Origin of the sequence: Helicovermis profundi (genome assembly GCF_033097505.1) — a bacterium.
Classification (GTDB): domain Bacteria; phylum Bacillota; class Clostridia; order Peptostreptococcales; family Acidaminobacteraceae; genus Helicovermis; species Helicovermis profundi.
This window is the reverse complement of record NZ_AP028654.1, coordinates 472,017-498,645: the sequence shown is the minus strand read 5'-3', so window position 1 is coordinate 498,645 and position 26,629 is coordinate 472,017. Positions and strand designations below refer to the sequence as shown.

Here is a 26,629-nt window from a genome sequence, read left to right as displayed (position 1 = left end):
CTACATTAAGAAACCGTGATAAACTACTGTTTGCAATAGATATCACGGTTTTTCTGCTCTACAACTGTCAAAGACGAGATATTACATTATCATAATATATTATTATTATTAAGATTTCAAGGGTTGTTATTCTATTAACGGTAAACATTCAAAGCGGATTGTTATCTCCGTTCCTTTCCCATATTCACTATCAATTTTTAAAAATCCACCATGCAAATTAATAATTTCATTTGTAATTGACAGTCCAAGTCCACTGCCAGCATTATTAGTATTACCTTTATAGAATTTTTTTGTTATAAGTTCGATTTCATCTTTTTTTATTCCAATTCCGTTATCTTTAACAATAACAAAAGCATCATTTTTTATTTTTTTTACACAAATATTTATTTGACCACCATTATCCGTAAATTTTACTGCGTTATCTATTATATTTATAAAAACTTGCTTTAATCTATTTCTATCCGCTTCAATCTCGATACCTTCTAACCTATAGTCTTTAACTATTTTTACATTTTTAAGTTCAGCTTTATGACAATATATTTCAACAACTTCATCTACTTCATTTTCAAGCATAGTTTTTTCTAAATATAGTGATAGTCTACCGCTTTCCATTCTTGAAAAATCAAGAAGCTCTTCAACCATATTTGAAAGCCTATTTGTTTCTCTAACTATTATAGAAAGTCCTTTTTCAACTTCTTCTCTATTATTTATATCTCCAGTTATAATAGTTTCTCCCCATCCAGCTATAGCGGTTAAGGGAGTCCTTATCTCATGTGAAACAGAAGAAATGAAATCATTTTTTAGTACCTCACTTTTTTGAATCTCATCTGCCATATGATTAATTGTCTCAGCAAGTACTCCAAGTTCGTCATTATAACTTTTTTCAATTCTATTACTTAACTTTCCTTCTGACATTTTTTCAGCAACGTTTATTATTTCTTGAATCGGTTTAAGAATAGATTGACTAAAAGTAATACTTAGAATCATTAATATGAGTATTATAATAGCTAAAACGCCTATAGCATAAAAGGTGTACAAATTTATAATTGTGTCTATTTTTGAAGTACTCGAAATAAGTCTTAATACACCAATAATATTTTCTTCAGAGTTTATAAGCGGAACTGATACAGCCATTATTTTTTCATTTGTTAATTTACTTTTACCAACCGTATATCCTTTTTTACCTTGAAGTGCCGATAATACATCTCCACTTTTAATAATAAGAGCAGTGTTAAATCCAGTTGAACTATAAGAAAGTTTCGCATTATTATTAATAAGTTGAAGTTCCATTATATTGTAATCCTTGAAATCGTTTATTATAAGTTTAGATAATTCATCGAAGGAATAATTATCACGAAGCAAATATTTATTGTAAAATTCAGAAGAAATAGTAGCTTTACTTAATAAACTTTGGTGAGCAGAATTATAATAAAAATTCTTTATAGTGAAAAGGAAAGCAAGTCCTAAAATTATTGCAATTAGGATTATAGTAATAACGTAAGTTTTTACCCATCTTCTCTTTATACCCGTCATTTACTCTCCCTTTCGCCACTTATAACCAAATCCCCAAACTGTAATTATATATTCAGGGTTCGAAGCATCTTTCTCTAATTTTTGTCTTAATCTTCTAATGTTAACATCGACAATTTTGAAACTTCCAAAAAAATTTTCACCCCATACATGATCTAGAATATATTCCCTACTAAGTGGTCTTCCTTCATTTTTAATAAGTGTTGCTACTATTGCAAATTCTAGTTGTGTTAAATCAAGTTCAATATCGTCTTTAAAAATTTGTCTATTTTTATAATCAATAATAAATGCTCCACTTTCGCATTTTTCAGTTGAATCATCTTCTAAGAGTTTTACACGTCTATAAAGCGAATCTATCCTTGCCACCAATTCTTTTGGACTGAATGGTTTAACAATGTAATCATCAGCACCACTTATAAGTCCTTCTATTTTGTCTTTTTCCTGTGATTTTGCTGTTAACATTATTATACCCATATATTTATTATGTTTTCTTATTTCCCTGCACACATCATAGCCACTAATTCCTGGCAACATAACATCCAAAACAGCAATATCAATTTTATTTGCATTTACAATTTTAAGAGCTTCTTCACCATTTTTTGCTTCGAATATATTGTAACCTGCCCTTTTAATATTAATAACAATAAACTCTCTAATTTCTATTTGATCTTCTAATACTAACACATTGCCTTCCAAAGTAAGCCTCCATTAATTTTTATTATTTTCATAATTTATTTTAAGTAATTCTTTAAATCTATCTTCATCTAAATAATATTTATTGCTATTATCATAAATATATTGTCTAAGTAAATATACTTTCTTAAACGTTGTTTTAATTTTCTTATATAATTTTATTTCGGGTTTTTCTTTCATTGATTCATATTCTTCACTTGAAAGAATTAAAATATCAAGAATCTGAGTTTTTTCATCATCATCTAAAGTGAATTTAATAAGAGAATTATTTTTTCTTGCAAATTCTAAAGTAACATGCTTATCCCAGTCATTTGGAAATACAAATTCAAATCCATGTTTAAAGTCTTGATAACTCTCATTTGATCTAATCAAGTCTTTTTTTCCATCCCATTTATACCACACGGTTAACCACGGAGTATCACTCATAGACGCATTTTCATAACCTTTCGGCGCAATAAGTATTGGAATTTCTATCGTTCCATCAGAATCAATATCTTTACTTTTTCTAGGATACGCTTTAAATGTTGTATTGGTAGAACTCCAATTTTCATCATAAAAAATGTTTTTAAGCTCTCCATTTTGATAGACAAGAAGATCGGTAAATGCTGAATGTGCGCCTACTGACGCATCTAAAAACATTCCATTCAAACCATTATACGCATTTCCTGAAGTGACATGATAATAATTATTAATATATCCATCCATTAATGTTTCATCTATAAAACTAACTGCTGAATTTTTATAGTCATATAAAAACGCTTTAGATACTCCTTCACTTCTATTTAATTTTATTATCATAAGTTCTTTTGTACCATCAGAAGTAAAATCTTTCACATCAAATTCAGTATATGTATCTTCATAAGTTTCACTTATATCTCCCTTAGAGTAAGAATAAATAGACAAGCCCTTATTAAGAATTGTTCCACCTTGCCAGCCCACAATTATTTCCTTTATACCATCATTATCCATATCAGAATATACAATTTTATTTACATCATATCCAATGCCTTTAATTGTATTATTTACAATCCATTCCGTATCACTTATTTTTGTAAGAATTGCAATTCTTACTGGAAATTTATCATCTTTTACTTTATGAAAAACAAGAACTTCATCTTTTCCATCATTGTCTAGATCAACAAATTGTATTGAATTATTGCTCTCACCTATTATTGGATTAATTAAATCTAGTTCTTTTGAAAAATTCTCACTTAAAATAGATTTTACTTCTTCAACCTCAATTGGTAATTTAGGCGCTAGTAGCAAACTATCTCCCTCTAAATTATTTGAACACCCCACTGTTAAAATAGACGAGAATAGAATTAGTAGCATAAATATTTTTCTCATGTTTTCTCCTCTTTAAGTTAATATTATTTTTGATTACTTATAACATATACTTAAAACTAAATAACTTATATCTTGAATTATACTCTATAAAAGTATCTAATGTAAGCTAAAGCTCTCTTCTATAAAATCATATATTTTTTTTTGTATCTATGGGTAACAAAGTAATAACAATTAGATTATTCTTAGTAATATTTTACGATTATACGAGCTTTAAGTTTTAATTCATTAAAACTTAAAATATCATTTGAATCTTAAAGAAAAATAAAAGCATTTAAAGCGATAGTTTCACTTTAAATGCTTTTATTTTTCTTATATTTTAACTATGATGCAATTTTTTCATTTCTACTTTTATCAAAAGAATAAATTAAAAATGTGAAAATTCCACAAAATATCAATCCAAAATAATAACTAATACCTCTCCAAAGTATTAAAGCAACTGCAACTAAATTTGCAGAAAATATTGATCCGAGTAGTAATGAAAATCCAACTTCACTAGCCCCAACAGTTCCAGGAACAGGAATAAAAGATACTGCCATATAAAGAAGAGCTTGAAGTGAAACAATATCTATAATAGAAGTGCCACTAAGACCAAGTGCTTTATATATAAAATATGTTATTGAAAAGAATGCTGTTAATTGAATAATTGTAAGTAAAAACATATATATAGTGCTAATAACGTCTTGTTTCATATAGTTTATACTAACTAAATATTCAGATACATAATGATCAAATTTTTTAATTTTTAATTCCGCGTTTTTTATTAATTTAAATTTTTCTAATTTATATATAATAAAATTTGCCACTCTCTTTAATAAGTTAGGTTTAAATGCCAATAAAATAATCGCACTAAGCCCTATTGTATTAATAAATAATCCTGTAAATACAAATCCCGATGCACTCTTAAGTCCTAATAGTAAATGTTTCATTCTAACAATTATTAACATTAGTGAATAAAGTGTAACCGATACTTGAAATAAAAGAAATTTGCTTACTAAAACAGCAGTTGCTTTGCCACCAGGAATATTGTCTTTAGACATTTCATAAAGTTGCGCTGGCTGACCGCCACTTGCAAAAGGTGTAATAGAAGAATAATATTGACCAATAACTGTCGTCTTTATCGAAGTCCAAAATTTTGTTTTAGGTGATACTTTTTTTATAAGCATATCAATTAAACCAGCTTCTATCCCCCAATAAACGAACATACATATTAAGCCAAGTACTAAAAATTTAATATTTGCATTTAATAGTGCATTTTCAAATAATTTAATATCTATTTTTGTATAAATAGTCAAAAACGTTACTACTATTAAAACAATAAATAAAACACTATTCCACTTCTTCTTCATAATTCCTCACTTTCTATATTAACTCTAAAGCATATTTTCCAATTAAATGTGGATTTATTTCATTTTTAATATTAGAAATATTCAATCTTAATAATTCTAGAACAGATGTATTACTAAGGGAATCAATAATTATATCTTCAATAGATTCACTATCTTCAATTAATATACCAATTCCTTTTTCTCTTATATACTTAATATTCTCTTCTTCCTGACCAACATTTGAATTTTTTATAATCATTGGAAGACCTTTATTTATAGCTTCAAATAGTGTTGCACCACCAGGCTTTGTTACAAGAACATCTGATTCACTCATAAATTTAGCAATCTCAGTAGTATATCCTAATATTTCAATATTTTTATAATCGCTATTTTTACTTAGTTTATCATAAAGTACCTTATTATTACCAGTAACAATAACAGTTTTTACATTAGATAATCCATCAAGTTTATCAAGGACAACTTGATCAATCCCAAGCTTATCCATAACTCCGCCCATAATTAATAATTGTTTTTTTGAATTTTCCTTTTTTAAATACTGTAAAAATTCATTTTTAACCGGAATTCCAGTGACTTTAATTTGTTTTTCATCAATTCCTTTTCCAACTAGTTTCTCTCCAACTACTTTAGAAGGCACGAAATACATATCAGTGTTACTATGAATCCACTCCCAACTATCAACAACGTCAGTAATAGAAGTAATAAGTGGAATTTTCAAATCGTATTTTGCTTTTGCTTTTGAAACAAATCCTGAACACATTGGAAAAGTAGAAATAATTAAATCTGGATTCTTATGCATAATATATTTTGCAACTTTCTTTAAATACATATTATACATAATACCATCTATATAATTGTTTGGCACATCTTTTTTTATTTTATAAAAATAATTATATATATTTTCATGTTTACTTGTTAAAAACTTGTATGTGTTAAAAAATATATCTTTGGTTTTGGGATTAGAAACATCTAAAATATCAACTATTTCAATTATATTTTCTTTATTTTCATTTATAAGTTGTTCTTTTATTGCATTAGCTACACTTAAATGTCCCATTCCAAAAGATGTAGTAAATATCAATATATTTGATTTCTCACTCATAATGTTACCTCTTTTATATTTTATTAAAAGCTACGTTTTAGTTATTACTACAATCACTTTTATTAGATTAGTGCAATGTTTTTATTAATAATCAAATCATCTGATAAATTAACTATATTGGAAATTGAATAAGAAGAAGATATAGATTTCATACTTTTTTTCATATTAATATACTTAGTTTTATTATCAATTAATTCATCTAAATTTTCTCTAATTTTATTCATATTTTTTACGTGAATTGCTACTCCAGCATTTACAAGAAATTCAGTATTTTCAGTTTCTTGTCCTGGAATTGCAAAAGGAATAATCATAGGAAGTTCTTTAGCTAAAGCTTCACTTGAAGTAAGTCCACCCGGTTTAGTAACAATTACGTCAGAATTATCCATAAGATAAGATACCTCACTAGTAAAACCATAGACTTTTAATTTATTTAAAATAATTTCATCTTCGTATTTTTTTTCAAGTGCATTTTTCAAGCTATTATTATTTCCACAAATAACTGTGATTCTAAACTTGTCTGAATCTATCGCCAAATTTTCAACTACTTTTGCAATATCTTTAGATCCCATACTACCACCCATTACAAGGACTCTAAATTTATTTATAACACTATCATGGTTTTCTGATTTACATAAAAACTCTTCTTTAATTGGGATTCCATAATTAAAAATCTTATTTTTATCTATGTTTCTATTTATCAATGTTTCCTTAGTATATTCGCTACCAGTAATATAAGCATCTACATTCTCATTAATATAAGCATAATGTGCTTTAAAATCTGTAACTACGGAAATAAACAATGCATCTGTTAATTTCTTTCTTTTAAAGCTACTTATAAGTCCTACTGCAAATGGATGTGTACCTATTATAATATCTGGTTCAACTTGATTAATTATTTTTAATAATCTTCTTTTTAAAACCATAAGTGTTGTTTTTAAAATTTTATTTGAAAATGTATAAGTGTCAGCAGCATCATAAAGTGTACCATAAAATGCAGGGAAACTATTAGCAAGTATTTTATAACCATCAGTGACAATTGTATTTAGTGGTTTGCTTGTTTCTCTAAAAATATCTACAATAAATGTTTCGTATCCTGATTCTTTATATTTTTCTTCTAGTGATTTTGCAGCCGCATTATGGCCTGCACCAGTAGATGCAGTTAAAATAATAACTTTTTTCATATTGTTCACCTCTTTTTAACTCCATTTAAAACAAATTCACATGATTATCATGCTATAACAATATTATATAAGATAATTATTAAGATTTTATTAAGATAAACTATATATATGTTAAATTCTACATATAATTATATGTAATTTATCAAATAAAAAATCCTTTAAAACAGTAGTCAATTGTCATAGACTAATATTTTAAAGGATTATATTATTTGAATCTAAAAATATTTTCATTAAAATTTTATTTGTTTTTTATTACCATCATAATTGAATCAATCAATTCTACAAGACCCGCTACTTCTGGTTTACTAAGTTGTGCATCGGCACCAACAGCTTCTCCTTTATGTCTTAAATCTCCTGTAATAAGAGATGAGAAAATAATAACTGGAAGCTTTTTAAGATCTTTATGTTCCTTAATAGTTCTAGTTAAAGTATGCCCATCAAGTTGTGGCATTTCTATATCTGTTATTAAAAGATTAATATCATTAATAAAATCTTTTCCTTTTGCATCATAAATTTTCATAATATAATCAAGCGCCTGTTTTCCATCATCAAAAAATCTTAATTCGTCAAAGCCTGCCATAGAAAGAGTGTTTTTTAAAACTGTTCTAATAAGAGGCGAATCATCAGCTAAAACAATTTTTACATCTTTTCTAGCAGAATTTTCTTCAACATCAGCCATCCTATCAACGTTAATTCCAGCAGCCGGGCTAATATCCATTACAATTTTTTCAAAATCAAGAAGCATAATAATTTCATCCTTTAAGTTAATATTACCAATAACTAAAGTATCTGATGTAATAGCACTAGGCTTATGAATATCACTCCATTTTATTCTTGCAATTCCAAGAACCTCATCGATTGCAAAAGCAACTTTAATTTTATTAAATTCACATACTAAAACCATGCTTTTTTTAATATCTTCATTTTTTTCATTTTCTAAGACGTGTTTCATATCTACTATAGAAATTACATCTCCCCTAATAAGAGAAATTCCAGCAACCGACGGATGTGAGTTTGGTACTTTAGAAAGATTTTCAATTTCTAATATTTCTTTAACTTTTACAACATTAATTGCATAATGCTCATCTTTAACTATAAAATGTAATATTTCTAATTCGCCTGTACCCGTTTCAAGTAAAATTCCATTATCATCTTTCATATTATTACCTCCATTATATTTTTTCTTATGTATCCACTTATTTATAGACTATACCCAAGAATATCAACAATACTCTTATTTATAATAATATTATAACAAAAAAAGTTTTGCACCCAAAATATTTTTTTGTGCAAAACTTTTTATTTTTTTCTTATTTAATAAGACCCATCTCTTTTCCTACTTTTTCAAATGTATCAACAGCTCTTTCTAGTTGTTCTTTTGTGTGTCCGGCAGTAACCATACATCTTACTCTACCAGTTCCCTTTGGAACAGTCGGAAATACAATAGCTGAAACATATACACCATTTTCAAAAAGTTTTTTAGAAAATTCCATTGCTCTAGCTTCTTCTCCAATAATTACAGGAGTAATAGGAGTTTCACTTTTTCCAGTATCAAATCCAAGTTTTCCTAATTTTTCTTTAAAGAATTTCGCATTATCCCATAATCTATCAGTATATTCTGTTGATTCCATAAGCATTGAAACGGATTCAATTATTGCACCTACTGCAGCAGGTGGAAGTGCAGTTGAGAAAAGTATAGGTCTTCCTCTATGACTTAACCAATCTTTACTTACAGCTTTTCCAGCAACATAACCACCAATAACACCAATAGCTTTTGATAAAGTTCCAATTGAAAAATCTACTCTGCCGTGAAGTCCAAAGTGATCTACTGTTCCTCTACCACTTTCTCCAAGTACCCCAGAACCATGAGCATCATCAACATAAGTCATACAGTTGTACTTTTCCGCAAGTTCAACTATCTCTGGAAGTTTGGCAAGGTCTCCATCCATACTAAATACTCCATCAGTAATAATTAAGCAGTTTTTAAAATTATCTCTTTTCTCTTTTAATACTCTTTCTAAATCTTCCATATTGCTATGTTCAAATACAGCTCTATCCGCTCTTGAAAGCCTAACTCCATCAATAATAGATGCATGATTCAGTGAATCTGATATTATAAGATCACCTTTTTCAGTAATAGCTTGAATAGTTCCAGCGTTGCAGTTAAAGCCTGATTGATAAACCATAACTGCTTCTTCTCTTTTAAATTCTGCTAATTTTTTTTCAAGTTCTTCGTGAATATCCATATTTCCTACAATTGTTCTTACAGCACCTGCACCAACACCATATTTTTCAACAGCTGCAATTGCTGCTTTTTTTAGTCTAGGGTGATTGGCAAGTCCTAAATAATTATTTGATGATAAATTAATCACTTTTTTACCATTTAGAATAATTTCTGCATCATTAGCACCTTCTAGAATAGGTAGTTTTCTATATACACCCTGCTTCTTTAAATCGTCGATATTTTCTTTAAGAAAATCAAGTTCATGTATGTTTTTCATATTTCCCTCCCGGTTTTTTATTTCATTAATAGCCCATAAAACATAATTTTTATTATTATCACTTACGTGATTATAAATGTTTTTTAAAAAGTCAATGTCACTTGAAAAACCAACATTTCCTAGTGAGATAATCGCATTTCTTTTTATTACGTTAGCACCACGCCAAACAAATCCATGATTTTTATATTTTTTTATTATGCCTTTATTACTTAATTCAAGCAAATTATGTATCTCTATTTCATTATTAGTTTCTCTTGTGTATTCTATAGGTATTTCTTTTTTATCATTGTTTAAAGGACATACATTTTGACAGATATCACAGCCATAAATATTGTTTTTAATTAGTTTCTTCTCCTTAACTGATAAATCGCCTTTTTTTTGAGTTAAATACGAAATACACTTTTCAGCTTCTATTGTAAAGTTTCCACTAAGAGCACCACTAGGACATACGTCAACGCATTTACTACAATTTTGACATATATCAGTTTTTATTTTAAAATTAAAATTTTTATTCTTTTCTATATCAATAGTTGTAAGTATATATCCAATATAAAAAGACGTACCATATTCTTTATTAATTAAGAAAGTATTTTTCCCGTAGTCTCCAAAATTCGCTAGTTTTGCAATAGCTCTATCCACAAGCGGCGAAGTATCAGTTATAACTTTAAATTCATCGTTAGGATTTCTCTTACTTAATTCATTCACAACAAAATTAAGTTTAGAGTTTAACAATGTATGATAATCATATTCCCACGCAGAATTAGTTACATAACCATAAATTTCTTCCTCATTTTTTTCAATAGAATACATATTTTTATGATTATAGGGAATTATGGCTACTATTATAGATTTAGTGTTTTTAAGTTGGTTTTCAATATCCATTCTTTCTTTATAAGAGTAATTGCTAAACTCTAAATTATTTCCAAGTTCATATTGCATTACTTTGTTAGTATAATCGTTTTTATATTTTAAAATATCTTTTTTTGATAGCACTTCAAATTTATCAATATTTAGCTTATTAAACTCTTTCTTTAAAAACAACATTATATTTTCGTAGTTATTCTTCATCAAATTCTTCTTTCGTAAAATATGCTATACCAATTGATCCAGGACCAACATGTGTGCCTATAACTGGTCCAATTGAAACAATATCTATTTTTTTATTTACTTTTTCTTCGATTAATTTCGCTAATTTTTCCGCCTCATCGTAACAATTTATATGATGAATAATTGCGTCACCAAACCCATACTTTAAAATATCATTTTCAAATATTTCTATTAGTTTTAATGTAGCCTTTTTCATAGTTCTAACTTTAATTAGAGAAGTTGTAAGACCATTTTTAACAGTTAATATTGGTTTTATTTTTAAAAGTTCGCCTATTAAAGCACCTGCATTACCAATCCTTCCACCCATTTTTAAATATTCAAGTGTGTTTGGCATAAAAATAAATTTACTCTTTTTTAAATTGTCTTGGACTGCATTTATAACTGCATTAAAATCACTACCTTTGATAATACACTTTGCTCCCTCAATTACTGAAAACCCTAGTTGCATACAATTTGTGGCAGAATCAATAATTCTTATATTTGCATTCTCATATTTATTAAGTATCATTTTTTTTACTAAATTTGCTGTAGAACAAGTACCACTCATTTTTGATGATAAAAAAACTCCTATCACTTCTTTTCCTTCAATCACAGCTTTTTCGAACGAATCATAAATTTCATCAATTGAAGGTTGAGAAGACTTAGGTATTTTTTTATATAAATCTAATTTTTTATAAAATTCTTCATTAGTAATTTCATCTTCTTTAAACACTTCGTCGCCAAAAGTTACACTTAAAGAAACAATACCAATACCGTATTTTTCTTTTATTTCATTCGGTATGTACGATGTACTGTCCGTTATTATTTTAATTGTCATAAAGTACCTCTTTTAAATTTTCATTAGTCAAATGTTATTAGTTAAGAAAGCCAAACATTTAAGAAAAAATACACAAAAATGCTGTAAACAATCCCAATTAATAAGACAAACGGAAGAAGAGATCTAAATAGAGCAATTGAGATTGCAACATAATCTGAAAACTTTAAGTCAAGTTCTGGTCTATCATCACTTTCATAAAGTTTCTTTTCCTTACCCATATTTAGTTCTGTTTCATCTGGCATAATTCCTCTTGAAAAAACTTTAAACATATTTACCTCACAAGTAGATTATCGTTAATTTCCTTTACTTTTTCATTTTATTATATCATTTTTACAATGATAAAAATATATTATTGTTTTAATAATATTTAAAATTTATGCTTTATAGCTATGTTTATATGCAATTGTATTTAAGCCGTGACCGGATAACTTTCACTCCCTATGCAAAAATGAAACTTTATGCCTTTTGCAAGAAAAGCTTGCAAGGTCTTATTATCTTTTTTGTGCTTGCAATTGTATTTAAGCCGTGACCGGCTATCCTTCGGTTAGCCTCGTCGGTCCTTTCAGTCCCTATGCAAAAAATGAAACTTTATGCCTTTTGCAAGAAAAGCTTGCAAGGCATAAAGTTTCATTTTTTTCGCACGGCTTTATTTTAGCGGATAGTGACATGCGCAGTAATGGCCTGTTTCTATCTCTTTAAATTCTGGTACTTTTGTTTTGCATATGTCTGTTGCATATACACATCTTGTATGGAATTTGCATCCACTTGGTGGATTTGCTGGTGATGGTATATCACCTTTTAATAGGATTCTTTTCTTTTTGTATTCTGGATCTGCTACTGGTATTGCTGACAGTAGTGCTTCTGTATATGGATGTGTTGGTTTTTTGAATAACTCATCCGATGTTGTCAGTTCAACTAGCGATCCTAGATACATAACGCCTATTCTATCACTTATATGTTTTACTACACTAAGGTCATGTGATATAAAAAGGAATGATAATCCCATTTTATTTTGTAGACCTTTTAGTAGGTTTATTACTTGTGATTGTATTGACACATCAAGTGCTGATACTGGTTCATCTGCAACAATAAAAGAAGGGTTCATAGCAAGTGCTCTTGCTATTCCAATTCTTTGTCTTTGCCCGCCTGAAAATTCATGTGGATATCTATTTATATGGTAATCATCTAGTCCACACATTCTTACTATTTCAGAAATTCTTTTATCTAGTTCTGGTCCTTTTTTATACAATTTATGCTGAAGTAATGGTTCACCTATAGTATCTCCAACAGACATTTTGGGATTTAATGAACTATATGGATCTTGAAATATAATTTGCATATCTTGTCTTAATTCAATAAGTTCTTTGTGTTTAAGATTAAATACATCTTTCCCTTTAAATAAAACTTCGCCATCTGTTGGTTCAAAAAGCTTTAATACGGCTCTTCCTGTTGTAGATTTTCCACAACCTGATTCTCCAACTAAACTTAAAGTTTCACCTTCATATATATCAAAAGAAATATCATCACAGGCCTTTACATGTCCTACTGTTCTTTTAATAAAACCAGCTTTTATAGGGAAATATTTTTTTAGATTTTTAACTTCTAATATTTTCTTTTTCACTATGCTTCCTCCCCTTCAACTAAAAAACATCTAACTTTATGGCCATTTCCCATATTTCTTAATTCTGGCATAGTAGTCCTACATTTTTCTGTCGCAAATTTACATCTAGGAGCAAAATAACATCCTTCTGGTAAATGAAGTGGATTTGGCACTGATCCTTCAATTGTATCAAGAATATCTGAATTACCTTCTAATTTTGGTATTGATTTAAGTAGTCCAATTGTATACGGATGCGTAGGTTTTTTGAATAATTCTTTTACTTCTGCCTCTTCAACAACTTTTCCAGCATACATTACTACAACATAATCTGCCATTTCTGCAACAACACCAAGATCATGCGTAATCATCATAATTCCTGTATTAAGTTTTTTCTTTAAGCCATTCATTAGATCAAGTATTTGTGCTTGTATTGTTACATCAAGTGCTGTTGTCGGTTCATCTGCAATAAGAACATTAGGTTCACATGAAAGCGCCATTGCAATCATAACCCTTTGTCTCATTCCACCTGAAAGTTGATGAGGATATTCGTCAACAATTTTTTCAGCTCTTGGGATACCAACTAAATTTAGCATTTCTATTGATTTTTCTCTAGCTTCTTTCTTTGTTATATTTCTGTGAAGAAGCAGTATTTCTTGAATTTGATATCCAATTGTAAAAACTGGATTTAAAGAAGTCATAGGTTCTTGAAAAATCATAGAAATTTCATTTCCTCTAATGCTTCTCATTTCCGATTCATCTAAATTAACCATATCTTGTCCATTATAGAACATTTGACCTTCCACAATCTTTCCTGGATTTGATACTAATCTCATAACAGACATAGAAGTTACACTTTTACCACAACCAGACTCTCCAACTATACAAAGTGTTTTTCCAGCATCAACATTAAAACTAACTCCGTCTACTGCCTTTACAACACCTCTATCTGTAAAAAACTGAGTCTTTAAGTTTTTTACCTCAAGAATTCTCTTTGACATTGTCTATCCTCCTATATAACTATCTCGATTTAGGGTCAAATGCATCTCTTAGTCCATCACCAACAAGGTTAATACTCATTACTGCAAGAAGTATTGCAATCCCTGGAGGCATCCAAAGCCATGGTCTATTCTTAAGTACAAAGAAATCTCTAGCATATTGAACCATATTTCCCCAGCTAGGTGTTGGAGGCGTAACTCCAAGTCCTAAAAACGACAGAGCAGACTCTGTCATAATTGCCCCTGCCATACCAAGCGTTGCTGAAACAATAATAAATCCAATAGTATTAGGAAGTAAATGTTTTAATATTTTTCTTCTATCTGAAAGTCCAAGAGCAGTCGCAGCTTCCATAAATTCCTGCTCTCTTAAAGAAAGTATTTGCCCTCTAATCATTCTTGCAAGTCCAGTCCATCCAATAATACCTATAACAGAAATTGTTATAAAAATCTTATATTCTGAAGGTACTGCTGTTCCAACAACAGCAGATATTGTTATGGCAAGAGGTAAAAATGGAAAAGACATAACTACTTCTGTAAATCTCATAAGAATATTATCAACAAAGCCTCCGTAGTAACCAGAAGCTCCACCAACAAGCGCTCCTATAACAACACTAATAAATACTGCAAAGAGTCCTACAGTCAGTGAAACTCTTCCGCCATAAAGCATTCTTGTTAAATAATCTCTTCCAAGTTCATCCGTACCTAACCAGTGCTGAGCTGATGGTGCTAAATTAACATGAGTGTAGTCCATTTGATCCACACCATATGGTGTTAAAATTGGAGCAAAGACTGTTGCTAGAACTAAAATAGCAAAAATAACAAGTCCAAACACAGCAACTTTATTTTTTTTAAATCTATGGATAATCATAGCACTAGGAGTTTCAATTTTCTCTCTTTTATTAATTTTTACTTTTGGTTCATTTTCAACATTTGTAATCATCTCTTCCTCCTAGTCAACTTTTATTCTTGGATCTACCATTGCATAGCCTATATCTGCAAGTAGATTTCCTAATAGTGTAAGAATTGCAAACAGCATCATAACAGCCATAAGCATATTATAATCTCTAGCATTTACAGCATCTATCATAATTCTACCAATTCCTGGCCAGTTAAAAGTTGATTCTAGTATAACTGCACCTGAAAAAAGTCCAGGTATAGAAAATCCTAAAATAGTAATAATCGGAATAAGTGCGTTTCTAAAGGCATGTCTATATATAACAACTTTTTCACTAAGTCCCTTAGATCTTGCTGTTCTTATATAATCTTGATTTAATACTTCAAGCATACCATTTCTTGTATATCTAACTAAACCTGCTAAACTTCCTATTAAAAGAACTAAACCTGGTAATATAAGATGTTTACTCACTTCAATAGCACGTCCAAATCCAACAGTTCTTGTCCCAGCTTCAATCATTCCACTAATAGGAGTGATTTTTAACTTTACAGAAAAAACATATATCAGTAAAAGTCCAAAGAAGAAAGATGGCATTGATATTCCAAATAAAGAAAATACTGTCCAAAAGTTATCGGTTTTTGAATATTTTTTTACCGCACAAACAATTCCTATAGGAATTGAAACTAAAAATGATAATAAAAACACTCCAACATTCAATATAAATGTGTTTTTAATAAATGGTTTGATTACATCACTAACTGGTCTTTTATAAATATAAGATTCACCAAAATCACCGTGTACTGATCTCTCAAGCCACATAATGTATTGAATATACATAGGTTTATCGAGGCCTAGTCTCTCTTTTTCCATTTGTTTTTGCTCCGGTGTAGCTTTGGGGTCAAGCCTTGTTCCTACCGGGTTTCCGGGGGTTAATTTTATAATGGTAAATATACATATTGATATTAGTAGAATTACTGGTATCATATGTAGAAGTCTTTTAATAATGTACTTAATCAATTTAAATCCTCCTAAATAAAAGGCATAATATCTCATATTAAAGGACTTCAGATTAACTGAAGTCCTTTATTTAATTATTTACTTTTCTTAATACTAATTATTATCTAATGTTACATTTTCAATAAAGTAAGTCCAATCACAATAAGGACTAATTTTTAATCCTTTAACTCTATTGTTTGAAACATCCCATTGTGTATTTTGAGTTAAGAACATATATGGTAGTTCCTCATTCATTTTTAAAGCAAACTCTTGATAAATTTTAACTCTTTTTGCTTTATCAAATTCAACAGATCCTTCTTCTAGTAACTTATCAATTTCAGGATTTCTAAGTCCTACTGAGTTATTACCATCTGGAACATCAAATTTTGAATGGAAAGTAGAATAGTTATCACCAGGATCAATAGTCATTGACCAAGCCATATTGTAAAGATCAAAGTCTCTTTCAGTATAAACTTTATTAACTAATGAGTTAAAGTCCATTAAGTTTGGTTCAACTTTAACACCAAGTTTTTCCCAATCTGATTTTAACATTGGAATCATTGTTTCTACATATTTAGAATCTGTATAAGTATCCCATACAAAACTTAATTTTTTTCCATCTTTTTCACGAACGCCATCAGCGTTTAATTTCCATCCATCATCTTCTAACATTTTTATAGCTTTTTCAGGATTGTATTCGTATTTATTTACATCATTTGTATAAGCCCAAGATACTTGTGAAATTGGAGTATTACAAACGCTTGCATTTCCGTTGTAGTATAACTGAACAAAAGCTTCTCTATTAAAACCATAAGTTAACGCTTGTCTTACTGTTTTATCAGCAAGTCTAGGATCTCTTAAGTTAAAGCCCATATATCCATATCCATTTGATGGATAGGCATTAATATCAGCAAATCCCATTTCATCAAGTTGTTGTTTATTATCACTTTTAGCAGGAACTTGAATTTGCATATCAATGTTTCCAGCTTGAAGTTCTTGGAAATAAGTATCAATTGTAGTAAATTTAATAATTAATTTTGGAATATTTACCTTTCCACCAAACCAGTTATCATTTGCATCTAATTCAACAAATTGTTTTGGCTCAAATTTAGTAAATTTATATTTACCAGTACCAACTAATTCTAAATTAGTCATTTTATCTTTCATTACTTGAACATTACCTTTTTCAAATCCATAAACTTTTTCTGGTAATATACCCAATTGTAAATTGAAGATATTGTCAACTTTAGCTTTTGTAAATGTAAAAGAAATTGTATAATCGTCTATTACTTTAATACCAGAAACAGATTTTGCATCTCCCTCGTGGTATGCATCATATCCTTCAAGCTCCATAACTGCTGAGTTATATCTTCCATCATATTTTGGATCTGATATTGATGTAAAAGTAAAAGCTACATCATTTGCAGTAAATGGAGTTCCATCAGAGAATTTAACATCATCTCTTAATTTAAATGTATAAGTTTTATTATCATTTGACATTTCATATCCAGTTGCAAGACTTGGAACTAATTCGCCTTCTGCATTGTTTGACATTAATTGATCAAATATAAGACCAACTACATATCCATCATAAGTAGTTGAGTAGTAAGTAGGTAAGAATTCACCTTTTGCTTCGCTCATACCAACTACTAGAGTTTTGTCTGAACCAGCTCTTTCTTTTGCTGGATTTGGAATACTTGTATCGCTTTCAACTACTGTTGACTCTGTTGCATCCTTCTGATCATCCGAAACTGCAGGAGTTGTACTAGCAGCATCAGTTTTTGCAGGCGCACCGCATCCTGCCATCATTCCTACTGTTAACATTAAAATTAACAGTAACATAATTACTTTTTTCATATTATCCCCCTATTTTTTATTTGTTCATTTAAGAACATGGTTTTCACAGATATCTGTGAGTATTGTGTATGAAAGAATTTTCTAACAATTTTCACGATTCCTCCGTACAACATTTATTTTATAGCTTTCATATGTATTCTATGTGTACTATTACGATTTCTTAACACTTATATATAAAAAAATTTTTCCGTATTCATTTTTTTGTATTCGGGTGATGGACACAGTTGTGAAAAATATAATTAGATACCAAAACTCAGCAGAATATACTTATTCATAACACAAAAAGCCCTTTGTCAAAACTGAACAAGATTTATTATATCTCACACAAGTAATGACAAAGAGCTTTATTTTATTCTACTCTAATTTATAATTAGTCCTTATCAACAGGAATAATTAGTGAAGATATACTATATCTTTCAGCACCTTCACGTTTTGATTTTTTCTCTTTTAAATATTCATCAGCAAGTTCAGCAAACTTTTTATGAAGTTCCTGAGCTTCCTCAGTTGTCATATAATACTCACCGTAATAAAGTATTTTTCTTTGACCTTCTATATCCTTATCTTCAATACTTTTATAAAAATCTTTAGAAATTCTATTAAGAAGTGCATTTGTGTACTTATTTAATGAATTCTTCGCCTCTTCACCAGAGCCTTGAATAGCACTACTATCAATAATAAAGTTTTTAGCAACTGGCATATAATACTTTTCAACTACACCAAGTTTTGTTGATATCTCAACTAATCTTAGTATACCAACCTTTGCTAACATCTTCATATGATAATTTACTTTACCATGTGGCTCACCCAGTTTTACTGATATTATCTTTGCAGTAGCTGGTTTACTATCAAATGCTTCTATAATACCAATTCTATATACATTTGAAAGAGCTTTAATTTTATCAAGTTCTTTTACGACTAAAACATCTTTAATATTATCCATAATTTCTCCCATTTTCTACGAAAAACTTTCGCTATATTTATAATTATACAATCATTATATGTTTTAATCGCTTATATGTCAATAAGTTGGCCATATAATTAATACTATTATAAACACGAACATTAAATGTCCATGATAAAATAAGATATGTCATCTTCAAGTCTTTCAATATGCGGAAAAATATTATTTATTATCAGATCATTTATTTCTTTTCCATTTAACTTCGAGTTAATTCTAAGTAATTCAATGAGTTCTTTATGATTAAAAACATTATTTTTTTCCTCATCAGTAAGTCCATCTGTGTAAAATAGGAGTTTGTCTCCTTTTTCAAGTGTTATTTTTACACTAATATACTCTGGTTCAAAGAAATCCATCATTTTACATATAGGGAAACCGCTACTTTGGTCAAGATACTGAATTTCACCATCTTTTTTTACAAGAATAGGCAGACAATTCATTCCACCCGAACAATATGTCAAAACTCTATCAACAACATTATAAGTAGCAAAAAATATAACCATATGCATTTCATCAGGAAAATTCATTTTATTAAATTCATCATAAAAATGTTTTAGATTTCTATGTGGTTTTAAACCTCTATATCTTTTAATCAATCTTTCAGTCGATTTTACGAAGTTATTACAAAACATTGTCATAAGTGCTGCTGAAATTCCATGACCAGAAACATCAAGAATATACATAGCAACATTGTTTTCATCAATTTTGTATATATCAAAATAGTCTCCACTTAGTCTTTCACAAGGAAAATATTCACTTGTAAAATTAACCCCATTTTTAAAATGTATTCTTCTCTCCGGAAGTAAGGATTGCTGAATTGATCTTGCATATTCAAGTTCTTTTATAAATTGTCTATTAACATTATTTATTTTATCAGTTCTTTTAATAATGATTTTTTCTAAATTTTTAGCATATAAACTTAATTGTTCTTCTTGTCTTCTTATATCTAAGTTTCCTTTATTAACATTATTAATAAGTATTGCAATAAAAAGTAGTAATAATCCTAGAAATCTATAAAATAAACTTAAACAAAGAACAAAATACTCCTTGTTTTTAAAAACAACAAAACTTAGATTTGAAAAAAAGAGTAGCAATACACCCATAAGTATAAAACTTAAAAAAAACCCACTCTTATATTTGTATATTTTATAAATTTTAAGAATCCCTAAAAAATATACTAATGTGATTAAGAAATATATCCCCATTTCAATATAATCATAAATAAAAATTGAAAAAACATTTACCATAGCTTTATTAATTAGGTAAGTTAATAAAATTATAGCAATTGAGTAAAATGTACCAAAAATAAGCCAATTTTTTTTAAACTTCTTTACTTGAACTGACGGATCAATTCTAAGACAAAGAACTAATCCAATCACTAAAACAATATTTGTAACTAATAGCAATAAATTCGCAAATTTGTTTTGATAAGCAAAAAACAAACCATTGCTTATTAAATAAGAGTATAAGTAAATCTGAATTATTGAAACAATATAAAATATTTTTAATTCAATGTATAGCATTTTGTTTCTTGAATTAACAAACGCAATATAACTTATTAAAAAAATCATCATCATTAAAATTATTGTTAAAAACGCAACCATAGAATATGCAATTTTAATATTATTCATAATAATTAAATTAGATATACTACTTTTGAATACAAAAAAAATAATAAAACTTATACTAGTAACTATAATTAAAAATATACTTAGTAGTAATTTATTAAATTTATTATTTATATTATTATATTTTATTAAATTATTTGTTTTATCCATAATAACCTCACGTCAAAAAAAATTTACTACACATAATACTATTATTCTATGTAAAAATCAATTCTCCTTTGTATTTTAATAATCTATATGTAAAAATTTTATTATAAAATAATTTATTATCTAATACATACATTAGAAAACCCACCACTTGTAATAAGTAGCAGGTTTTGTAATGCTCTAGTATTAAAAAATTATACGTTGAAACAGCTTCCGCCGACAAATTCTTTTAATATGGATGTACACGGAATTAATCCGTCGTCATCAATTGACATAAAATAACCTAAGAATTTTAATAATCTTTTTGCTTCACTATAGGCTGGACTTGTTTCTTCTATTGCACTTAAAAGTGGCTCAGCATGTTTTTTTAAGCTTCCAAGCTCATAAACGAGTGCTGAATTGAACATAATATCTGCATTTTCTTGATGAGGAAATATATTCTTTTCTTCGCCCCTTCTTACCGATGGCCAAAGCTTTATTGTTGTTTCTGCAGAATGTCCTCTTGATTTTGAATCTCTTACAATCCTTCTAATTAGTCTTGTGTCAGTCGTAGGAATTCTATTATGATCATCTATATTAAGCTGAGTAAGAGCACTTATATATATTTTAAACTTGTCTTTTTTATCAATTGCTTTTGTAAGTATTTCATTCAAGCCATGTATTCCTTCAATAATAATCATCTGTTCTTTTCTTATTTTTAATTTATTACCTAAATACTCTCTTTTTCCAAGTTTAAAATTAAAAGTAGGGAGTTCAACTTCTTTACCCGAAAGTAAATCCGAAAGATTTTTGTTAAATAAATCTACATCAACAGATTTAATTGTTTCAAAATCATAGTCACCATTTTCATCACGCGGTGTATTTTCACGATCTACAAAATAATCATCAGTTGAAAGAGTTATTGGCTTTAACCCATTTACCTTAAGTTGTATTTTTAGTCTGTTTGCAAAAGTTGTTTTTCCAGAAGATGACGGTCCTGCAATTAACACTAACCTTTTTTTACTTTCAGTAATAATATCTGCAATATTTGCAACTTTTTTTTCATGCAAGCCCTCAGAAATACGCATAAGTTCCCCGTATGTCTCATCTTCAATAGATTTATTTAAATTTGAAACGTATTCAACACCCAAGATTTCTCCCCAGTTTTCAGATTCTTTGTAAATTGATGCCAAATGTGGTTGTTCTACATACTCAGGTAATTTATCATACAATTGTCTTCCAGGATATAAAAGAATTAGACCTGAATCGTACGGCTTTAAGTCAAATACCTTTAAAAATCCTGTAAACGGAACCATATATCCATAAAAATAATTTTTGAACCAACCTAAAGAATATATATTTACATAATCGTATTCTCTATATTTTAATAGTTCAACCTTTGGATACATTTTATACTTATTGAAAATTTCTTTAGCTTTATCTTTTGATATTTGTGATTTAACTATTGGTTCGTCATTATCTATTATTTCTTTCATTTTTTGTTTTATTTTATCAACATCATTTTGATTTAACCTTCTTTCAAATTTGTATTCAAAATAAAGTCCTTTATTTAATGAATGCTCTACAGTCAATCTAATATCTTCAAAGCATTCCATTGCAGCTCTAAGAAGAACAAAAGTTAAACTTCTTCGATAAATTCTTGCTCCGTCTAGACCTTTAATATCAATAAATTCAATTACAGAGTCATTTTCCAATCTAAAGGTAAGCTCTCTAAGTTTATTGTTTACAATAGCTGCAACTATTAATGGTTTATCTTCTTTTTGATGAGCATCTGCAATAACTTCAAGTCTAATTCCCCTATCAACAATTTCGATTTTTTCTCCAATTGAAATATTAATTTTACTCATAGCATCCTCCCTTATTTAACCCTACCAATTCTATTAAATGGAAATAATCTTACAATTACTTTTCCTTCAATACTTTTTTTATCAATTAGTCCCACTTCTTCACTTCTTGAATCTAAGCTATTAGCTCTATTATCACCAAGTACAAAAAATTTATCTTTAGGAACTGTTAATTTGATATCACCTGATGTGTTTACGTCTTTATTAAAAAATACATCTTCTTTCTTCTTGTTTATATATACATTTCCATTTTTAATTTCTATCCTATCATTCGGAATTCCTATCACACGTTTTATCAAATCTTTTCTGCTTCCATCAATATTTAGTAAATCAGTTTTAAAGACAATAATATCATCATTTTTTATATTATTTATGAAAGAAAAAGTTTTCTCTATTACTAAGTAATTATTTGAATCTAAAGTGGGATTCATAGAATTTCCTTTAACTAAAGTTGGTTTTAAAATAAAAGTAATTAAAATTGCTATAACTCCTGCAATTATGATAGTTTTTAAAAAATCAAATATCTCTTTTTTCATATTAATCGCCTCTGTTTTTATTCAAAATAAAATTTTGCATTTGATTTACTTGGAGCATACCTATTATTTAGAAATTCTAATCTTTTCTTAATTAAATCATTTATATTTGAATATTTATATCTGTTTATTTTTATATCAAGCATATCAAGACAGTTTCTAAAATCATCTAGTACATTATATGGATTACCATAATGCTTATATATCTCATCGACACTTACTCCTACAAATCCATGTCCTACAACTGATTCATTTCTTAACTCTATTAAACTTGTCATCTTTTCACTATTTAGAGTTTTAATAATTTTTACGTATTTATAATCATCTTTTTGACTTCTATTAAAATAAGTGGTTAAAGCATAAACTAAATTTGAATTGTATATTCGATATTGTTTACGTAATATTTTTAATATATTTCGTTTTGAAACTAAATTGGATAACAAATAAAAATTGGTTCTATTTAAATGCTTTCTAATAAACATATATTTAAAAATTGCTTCTTTAAATCTATAAACTCTACCTAAAAAATCAATGAATTCTTCATTTACAATTTGAAATTTTATACTCTCTAGAAGTTCAGAAAACATAGCCTCAGGAGATCCTTTTATAAGTTCTTTTAAATTTAATTCAATTTCTTTTATTTCTTTAACGTTTTTGACTTCACTTGGAAGTGCATATAATTTTCTTTTCGCTTTCTTAAAATCAAAATTAATTGCATATCTACACGAATCAATAAGTATTGCAGCATCAGTATTTTCGAGTTCTTCTTCAATCATAAGTTCAAGTGCCCCGCCATAATCATATCTATCTATTAACTTGTAAATTATATTTAACGAATCTATCATAAATTCATCTCCATAGTTTTGACGTCACTTAATTTTTTAGAAAAAGTTCTATTTCTTTCGACACACACGTAAATTCGTTTGTCGAATGCGTATTAATAAATATTTCATCATCTATTATTACTTTATACCCATGTAAAAGCTGACTATTTACATTTTTTAATTTTTTGCCAGTATATTTTTTATCTCCAACAATTGGATGCTTAATATAGCTCATAGAAACTCTAATTTGATGAGTTCTTCCCGTAAGAAGTTCCACTTCAAGTAGCGTATAATTATTATTAATTATCTTAAGTGGCTTGTATTTTGTATGACAAAGCTTTGCTTCTTCACTTCTTTTATTTTTACTCATATATACTTTGTTTTTATCAGAGTCCTTCTCAATATATCCTTTTACTTCACCGCTTTCTTTTATAATACCCTCAACTACTGCTAAGTAGAATTTTTTTATTTTTCTCTCTCTCATAATTTCATTGAAGTTTTTTAATGATTCATAGTTTTTGCAAAAGATAATAAGTCCACTTGTGTTTTTATCAAGTCTTTGAATAGAAGCGGGCTTAAATGTTCTAGTGCATAAATGTTTTAAGTAGGTATTTACTTTTGTCGAAAGCGTATTTTTATATTCTGATTTATCAGGATGAGTTAATAACCCTTTAGGTTTATTAACTATTAAAATATCTTCATCTTCAAAAACTATATCTAAATCAAGAGTAGATGCAGAAATAAACTCTTCTTCCTTTATTAACTTTTCCAAACTTTCTTCTGCAAGAAAAATTTCTAATACATCGCCTTCTTTAAGAAAATACTCTTCTTTAATTCGTTTTCCATTTACCTTAAAAACTTTTTTTCGAATTAATTTATAAATATTACTCCTAGAAGAATTATTTAAATATTTTGTTAAAAATCGATCTAATCTTTGACCATTTTCATTAGTTCCAATAATTATTTCTCTCATTTTTTTCTCCCTACAAAATCATTTCAATTATTTTAAACTGTTCTGTGTTTACAAAGTTTAATCTCTTATACATGTTAATAGCATTGTAATTATCTTCTAATACTGTTAAGTAAGGAATCTGCCTCCTACTAATTGATCTATTTATAAGCTCTAAAGTAACAAAACTTGCATATCCATTTTGTCTTTCATTCATTTTTGTATAAATCCCACCAATAACACAAATTTCATATGAAGAAAATTCAATTATTCCTTGAGAAATTATCTCATTGTTATCATTTCCAATAGCCACGTATTCATTTAACATCATTTTATCTTGAAGTTTTATTTTTAATCTATTAATTGAAAGTGGATTTCGATTAAATTCTTTTTCTACGTCAAGCAAGAACTTAATCGAATTATTAAAATTCATATTTTTGTATTCTAATACTTTTGTTTTTACAGTATCTAATTCAAAAGGATCTCTAGTCATATTCTTCATTAAAAAGCAATCATGCATTTTAAAATTAGAAGAAATTCTCTCTATCATCTTCCATATAATATCAACTGATAATTTACTGCCCTTTATCATAAAAGGGTTATGTTTTTTAATAATTCTAAGCATATCTATTTTTTTTATTAATTCAATATCTTCATTATAAGGAAATAAAACATTAGAAGAAGAAAACAAAAATATTCCACTAAGAATATTTTCCCTGTAAAATCCATAAAAATGATTATTCTCTCTGATTTTTTTAAAACCTCTTTCTTTGCTCCATTCAATACCCTGAAGCAAGTACACCGCCTTATCAATATTTTTATAAATAAAGTACACAAGCTCCTTCAAATCTTTATCTTTTAACTCTATTATTTCTTCCATTACTCCACCTTGTTTTAATATAATATTTCTTTTATAACTATTATACACTATCTACCAATTAATAGAGAATATTTCTATTAAATTTACACTAAGCTATTTATTAATTTATAATTACAAAAACAATAATTACTTCATAATAAATATAAAATATGTTATTCTTAATATGTAAAACGGACGGGGGTATAAAAATGGAAAAAATTAAAGATTTTCTATATGATATTAGCGATATAGTGGTTTCTTTATTAATAATTGCAGCAATATTTACAATTGTAACGTGGAAAATATCAACATCACTAGATCTACCTGAGATAAGTGTAGCTCAGTCAACCAATACATTAGTTGCAGAAAATAATGAGCCAGCAAGTAATAACAAATCCGAAGAAAATTTAATAGATGTTATAACAGTTGATAACACAGATAGCTCTACTAAAGATTCTACTAAAGCAGATGATAGTTCTTCAGAAACTACAAATATAAGTACTCAAAATGATACAGAGAAAACTAATTCTGAAAATTTAGATGCAAAACCTGATATGACTTCAGACAAGAACACTTCTACCGAAAGTAATGATACTTCTACAAATGTTACTACTACAAAAGCCGCTTCAGTAGTTAAAATTCATATAAAAAGTGGAACAAGCGGATATGGCATTGCAAAACTTCTAAAACAAAACGGATTGATAGATAATACAACAACTTTTATAAAACGTGTAGAAGAATTAAAACTCGGTGTCAGCCTAAGAGCTGGAGATTTTAATTTAAAAACCGATATGACACTTGATGAAATGATTCATACTTTGGTTGGTAAATAAAAGATTTTTAACCACATTTATTAGATTAATACTAACAAAACACAATGAATTTGATAGATGAATAGTCTTTCAAATCCATTGTGTTTTTTA

At 28.1% G+C, this 26,629-nt stretch carries 23 protein-coding genes; 1 reads left to right on the top strand and 22 read right to left on the bottom strand.

Going from position 1 to position 26,629, the window contains the following annotated elements; translation table 11 throughout:
- Nucleotides 1-126 precede the first annotated feature (126 nt).
- The 22 genes from AACH12_RS02130 to AACH12_RS02020 all read right to left on the bottom strand — a co-directional run bounded on the left by AACH12_RS02130 (nucleotide 127) and on the right by AACH12_RS02020 (nucleotide 25,727).
- On the bottom strand, nucleotides 127-1,533 hold the full coding sequence (locus AACH12_RS02130) for a sensor histidine kinase (RefSeq protein ID WP_338536437.1): 1,407 nt from the start codon (nucleotides 1,531-1,533) through the stop codon (nucleotides 127-129).
- Nucleotides 1,534-2,226 (bottom strand): response regulator transcription factor, encoded by a 693-nt coding sequence (locus AACH12_RS02125; RefSeq protein ID WP_338536436.1) that lies wholly within the window; start codon nucleotides 2,224-2,226, stop codon nucleotides 1,534-1,536.
- Between the two features lie 12 nt (nucleotides 2,227-2,238).
- Nucleotides 2,239-3,570 (bottom strand): hypothetical protein, encoded by a 1,332-nt coding sequence (locus AACH12_RS02120; protein ID WP_338536435.1) that lies wholly within the window; start codon nucleotides 3,568-3,570, stop codon nucleotides 2,239-2,241.
- Nucleotides 3,571-3,890: 320 nt separating this feature from the next.
- Nucleotides 3,891-4,916: a lysylphosphatidylglycerol synthase transmembrane domain-containing protein gene (locus AACH12_RS02115; protein ID WP_338536434.1), complete on the bottom strand. Its 1,026-nt coding sequence runs from the start codon at nucleotides 4,914-4,916 to the stop codon at nucleotides 3,891-3,893.
- Between the two features lie 13 nt (nucleotides 4,917-4,929).
- A complete protein-coding gene (locus AACH12_RS02110) occupies nucleotides 4,930-6,015 on the bottom strand; it encodes an MGDG synthase family glycosyltransferase (RefSeq protein ID WP_338536433.1) in 1,086 nt (361 codons plus the stop codon).
- 62 nt (nucleotides 6,016-6,077) lie between these two features.
- Nucleotides 6,078-7,196 (bottom strand): MGDG synthase family glycosyltransferase, encoded by a 1,119-nt coding sequence (locus AACH12_RS02105; RefSeq protein ID WP_338536432.1) that lies wholly within the window; start codon nucleotides 7,194-7,196, stop codon nucleotides 6,078-6,080.
- 238 nt (nucleotides 7,197-7,434) lie between these two features.
- Nucleotides 7,435-8,355, bottom strand: coding sequence for a chemotaxis protein (locus AACH12_RS02100; RefSeq protein ID WP_338536431.1), 921 nt, complete (start codon nucleotides 8,353-8,355; stop codon nucleotides 7,435-7,437).
- A gap of 151 nt (nucleotides 8,356-8,506) precedes the next feature.
- Nucleotides 8,507-10,765 (bottom strand): glycine C-acetyltransferase, encoded by a 2,259-nt coding sequence (locus AACH12_RS14285; protein ID WP_463670996.1) that lies wholly within the window; start codon nucleotides 10,763-10,765, stop codon nucleotides 8,507-8,509.
- Nucleotides 10,755-11,621: a DegV family protein gene (locus AACH12_RS02085; RefSeq protein ID WP_338536430.1), complete on the bottom strand. Its 867-nt coding sequence runs from the start codon at nucleotides 11,619-11,621 to the stop codon at nucleotides 10,755-10,757. The genes AACH12_RS14285 and AACH12_RS02085 overlap by 11 nt, the downstream gene beginning before the upstream one ends.
- A 41-nt stretch (nucleotides 11,622-11,662) precedes the next feature.
- On the bottom strand, nucleotides 11,663-11,890 hold the full coding sequence (locus AACH12_RS02080) for a hypothetical protein (protein WP_338536429.1): 228 nt from the start codon (nucleotides 11,888-11,890) through the stop codon (nucleotides 11,663-11,665).
- A gap of 377 nt (nucleotides 11,891-12,267) precedes the next feature.
- Nucleotides 12,268-13,242, bottom strand: a complete 975-nt coding sequence (locus AACH12_RS02075) for an ABC transporter ATP-binding protein (RefSeq protein ID WP_338536428.1) — start codon at nucleotides 13,240-13,242, stop codon at nucleotides 12,268-12,270.
- Complete coding sequence (locus tag AACH12_RS02070) at nucleotides 13,242-14,219, bottom strand: ABC transporter ATP-binding protein (protein WP_338536427.1); 978 nt, start codon at nucleotides 14,217-14,219, stop codon at nucleotides 13,242-13,244. Before AACH12_RS02070 ends, AACH12_RS02075 begins: the two co-directional genes overlap by 1 nt.
- 19 nt (nucleotides 14,220-14,238) lie before the next feature.
- On the bottom strand, nucleotides 14,239-15,156 hold the full coding sequence (gene opp4C / locus AACH12_RS02065; protein ID WP_338536426.1) for an oligopeptide ABC transporter permease: 918 nt from the start codon (nucleotides 15,154-15,156) through the stop codon (nucleotides 14,239-14,241).
- Nucleotides 15,157-15,165: 9 nt separating this feature from the next.
- Nucleotides 15,166-16,128: an ABC transporter permease gene (locus AACH12_RS02060; protein WP_338536425.1), complete on the bottom strand. Its 963-nt coding sequence runs from the start codon at nucleotides 16,126-16,128 to the stop codon at nucleotides 15,166-15,168.
- Between the two features lie 93 nt (nucleotides 16,129-16,221).
- Nucleotides 16,222-17,964 carry an ABC transporter substrate-binding protein gene (locus tag AACH12_RS02055; protein WP_338536424.1) on the bottom strand — a complete coding sequence of 581 codons (1,743 nt, stop codon included), beginning with the start codon at nucleotides 17,962-17,964 and terminating at the stop codon, nucleotides 16,222-16,224.
- 370 nt (nucleotides 17,965-18,334) lie between these two features.
- On the bottom strand, nucleotides 18,335-18,904 hold the full coding sequence (locus AACH12_RS02050; protein WP_338536423.1) for a winged helix-turn-helix domain-containing protein: 570 nt from the start codon (nucleotides 18,902-18,904) through the stop codon (nucleotides 18,335-18,337).
- Between the two features lie 122 nt (nucleotides 18,905-19,026).
- Nucleotides 19,027-20,700: a PP2C family protein-serine/threonine phosphatase gene (locus AACH12_RS02045; RefSeq protein WP_338536422.1), complete on the bottom strand. Its 1,674-nt coding sequence runs from the start codon at nucleotides 20,698-20,700 to the stop codon at nucleotides 19,027-19,029.
- Nucleotides 20,701-20,891: 191 nt separating this feature from the next.
- The gene (locus AACH12_RS02040; RefSeq protein WP_338536421.1) at nucleotides 20,892-22,544 is read right to left on the bottom strand and encodes a nucleoside kinase; all 1,653 of its coding nucleotides are present in this window, start codon (nucleotides 22,542-22,544) and stop codon (nucleotides 20,892-20,894) included.
- Nucleotides 22,545-22,555: 11 nt separating this feature from the next.
- Nucleotides 22,556-23,077, bottom strand: a complete 522-nt coding sequence (lepB, locus tag AACH12_RS02035; RefSeq protein WP_338536420.1) for a signal peptidase I — start codon at nucleotides 23,075-23,077, stop codon at nucleotides 22,556-22,558.
- Between the two features lie 17 nt (nucleotides 23,078-23,094).
- Entirely contained in the window at nucleotides 23,095-23,919 is an 825-nt protein-coding gene (locus AACH12_RS02030) for a hypothetical protein (protein WP_338536419.1), read from the bottom strand.
- Between the two features lie 28 nt (nucleotides 23,920-23,947).
- On the bottom strand, nucleotides 23,948-24,871 hold the full coding sequence (locus tag AACH12_RS02025; RefSeq protein WP_338536418.1) for an RluA family pseudouridine synthase: 924 nt from the start codon (nucleotides 24,869-24,871) through the stop codon (nucleotides 23,948-23,950).
- Between the two features lie 10 nt (nucleotides 24,872-24,881).
- Nucleotides 24,882-25,727 carry a GNAT family N-acetyltransferase gene (locus AACH12_RS02020; RefSeq protein ID WP_338536417.1) on the bottom strand — a complete coding sequence of 282 codons (846 nt, stop codon included), beginning with the start codon at nucleotides 25,725-25,727 and terminating at the stop codon, nucleotides 24,882-24,884.
- A gap of 188 nt (nucleotides 25,728-25,915) precedes the next feature.
- On the opposite strand from AACH12_RS02020, the gene AACH12_RS02015 reads away from it, so the two are divergent.
- Nucleotides 25,916-26,539: an MltG/YceG/YrrL family protein gene (locus AACH12_RS02015; protein ID WP_338536416.1), complete on the top strand. Its 624-nt coding sequence runs from the start codon at nucleotides 25,916-25,918 to the stop codon at nucleotides 26,537-26,539.
- The last annotated feature ends 90 nt before the right edge of the window (nucleotides 26,540-26,629 follow it).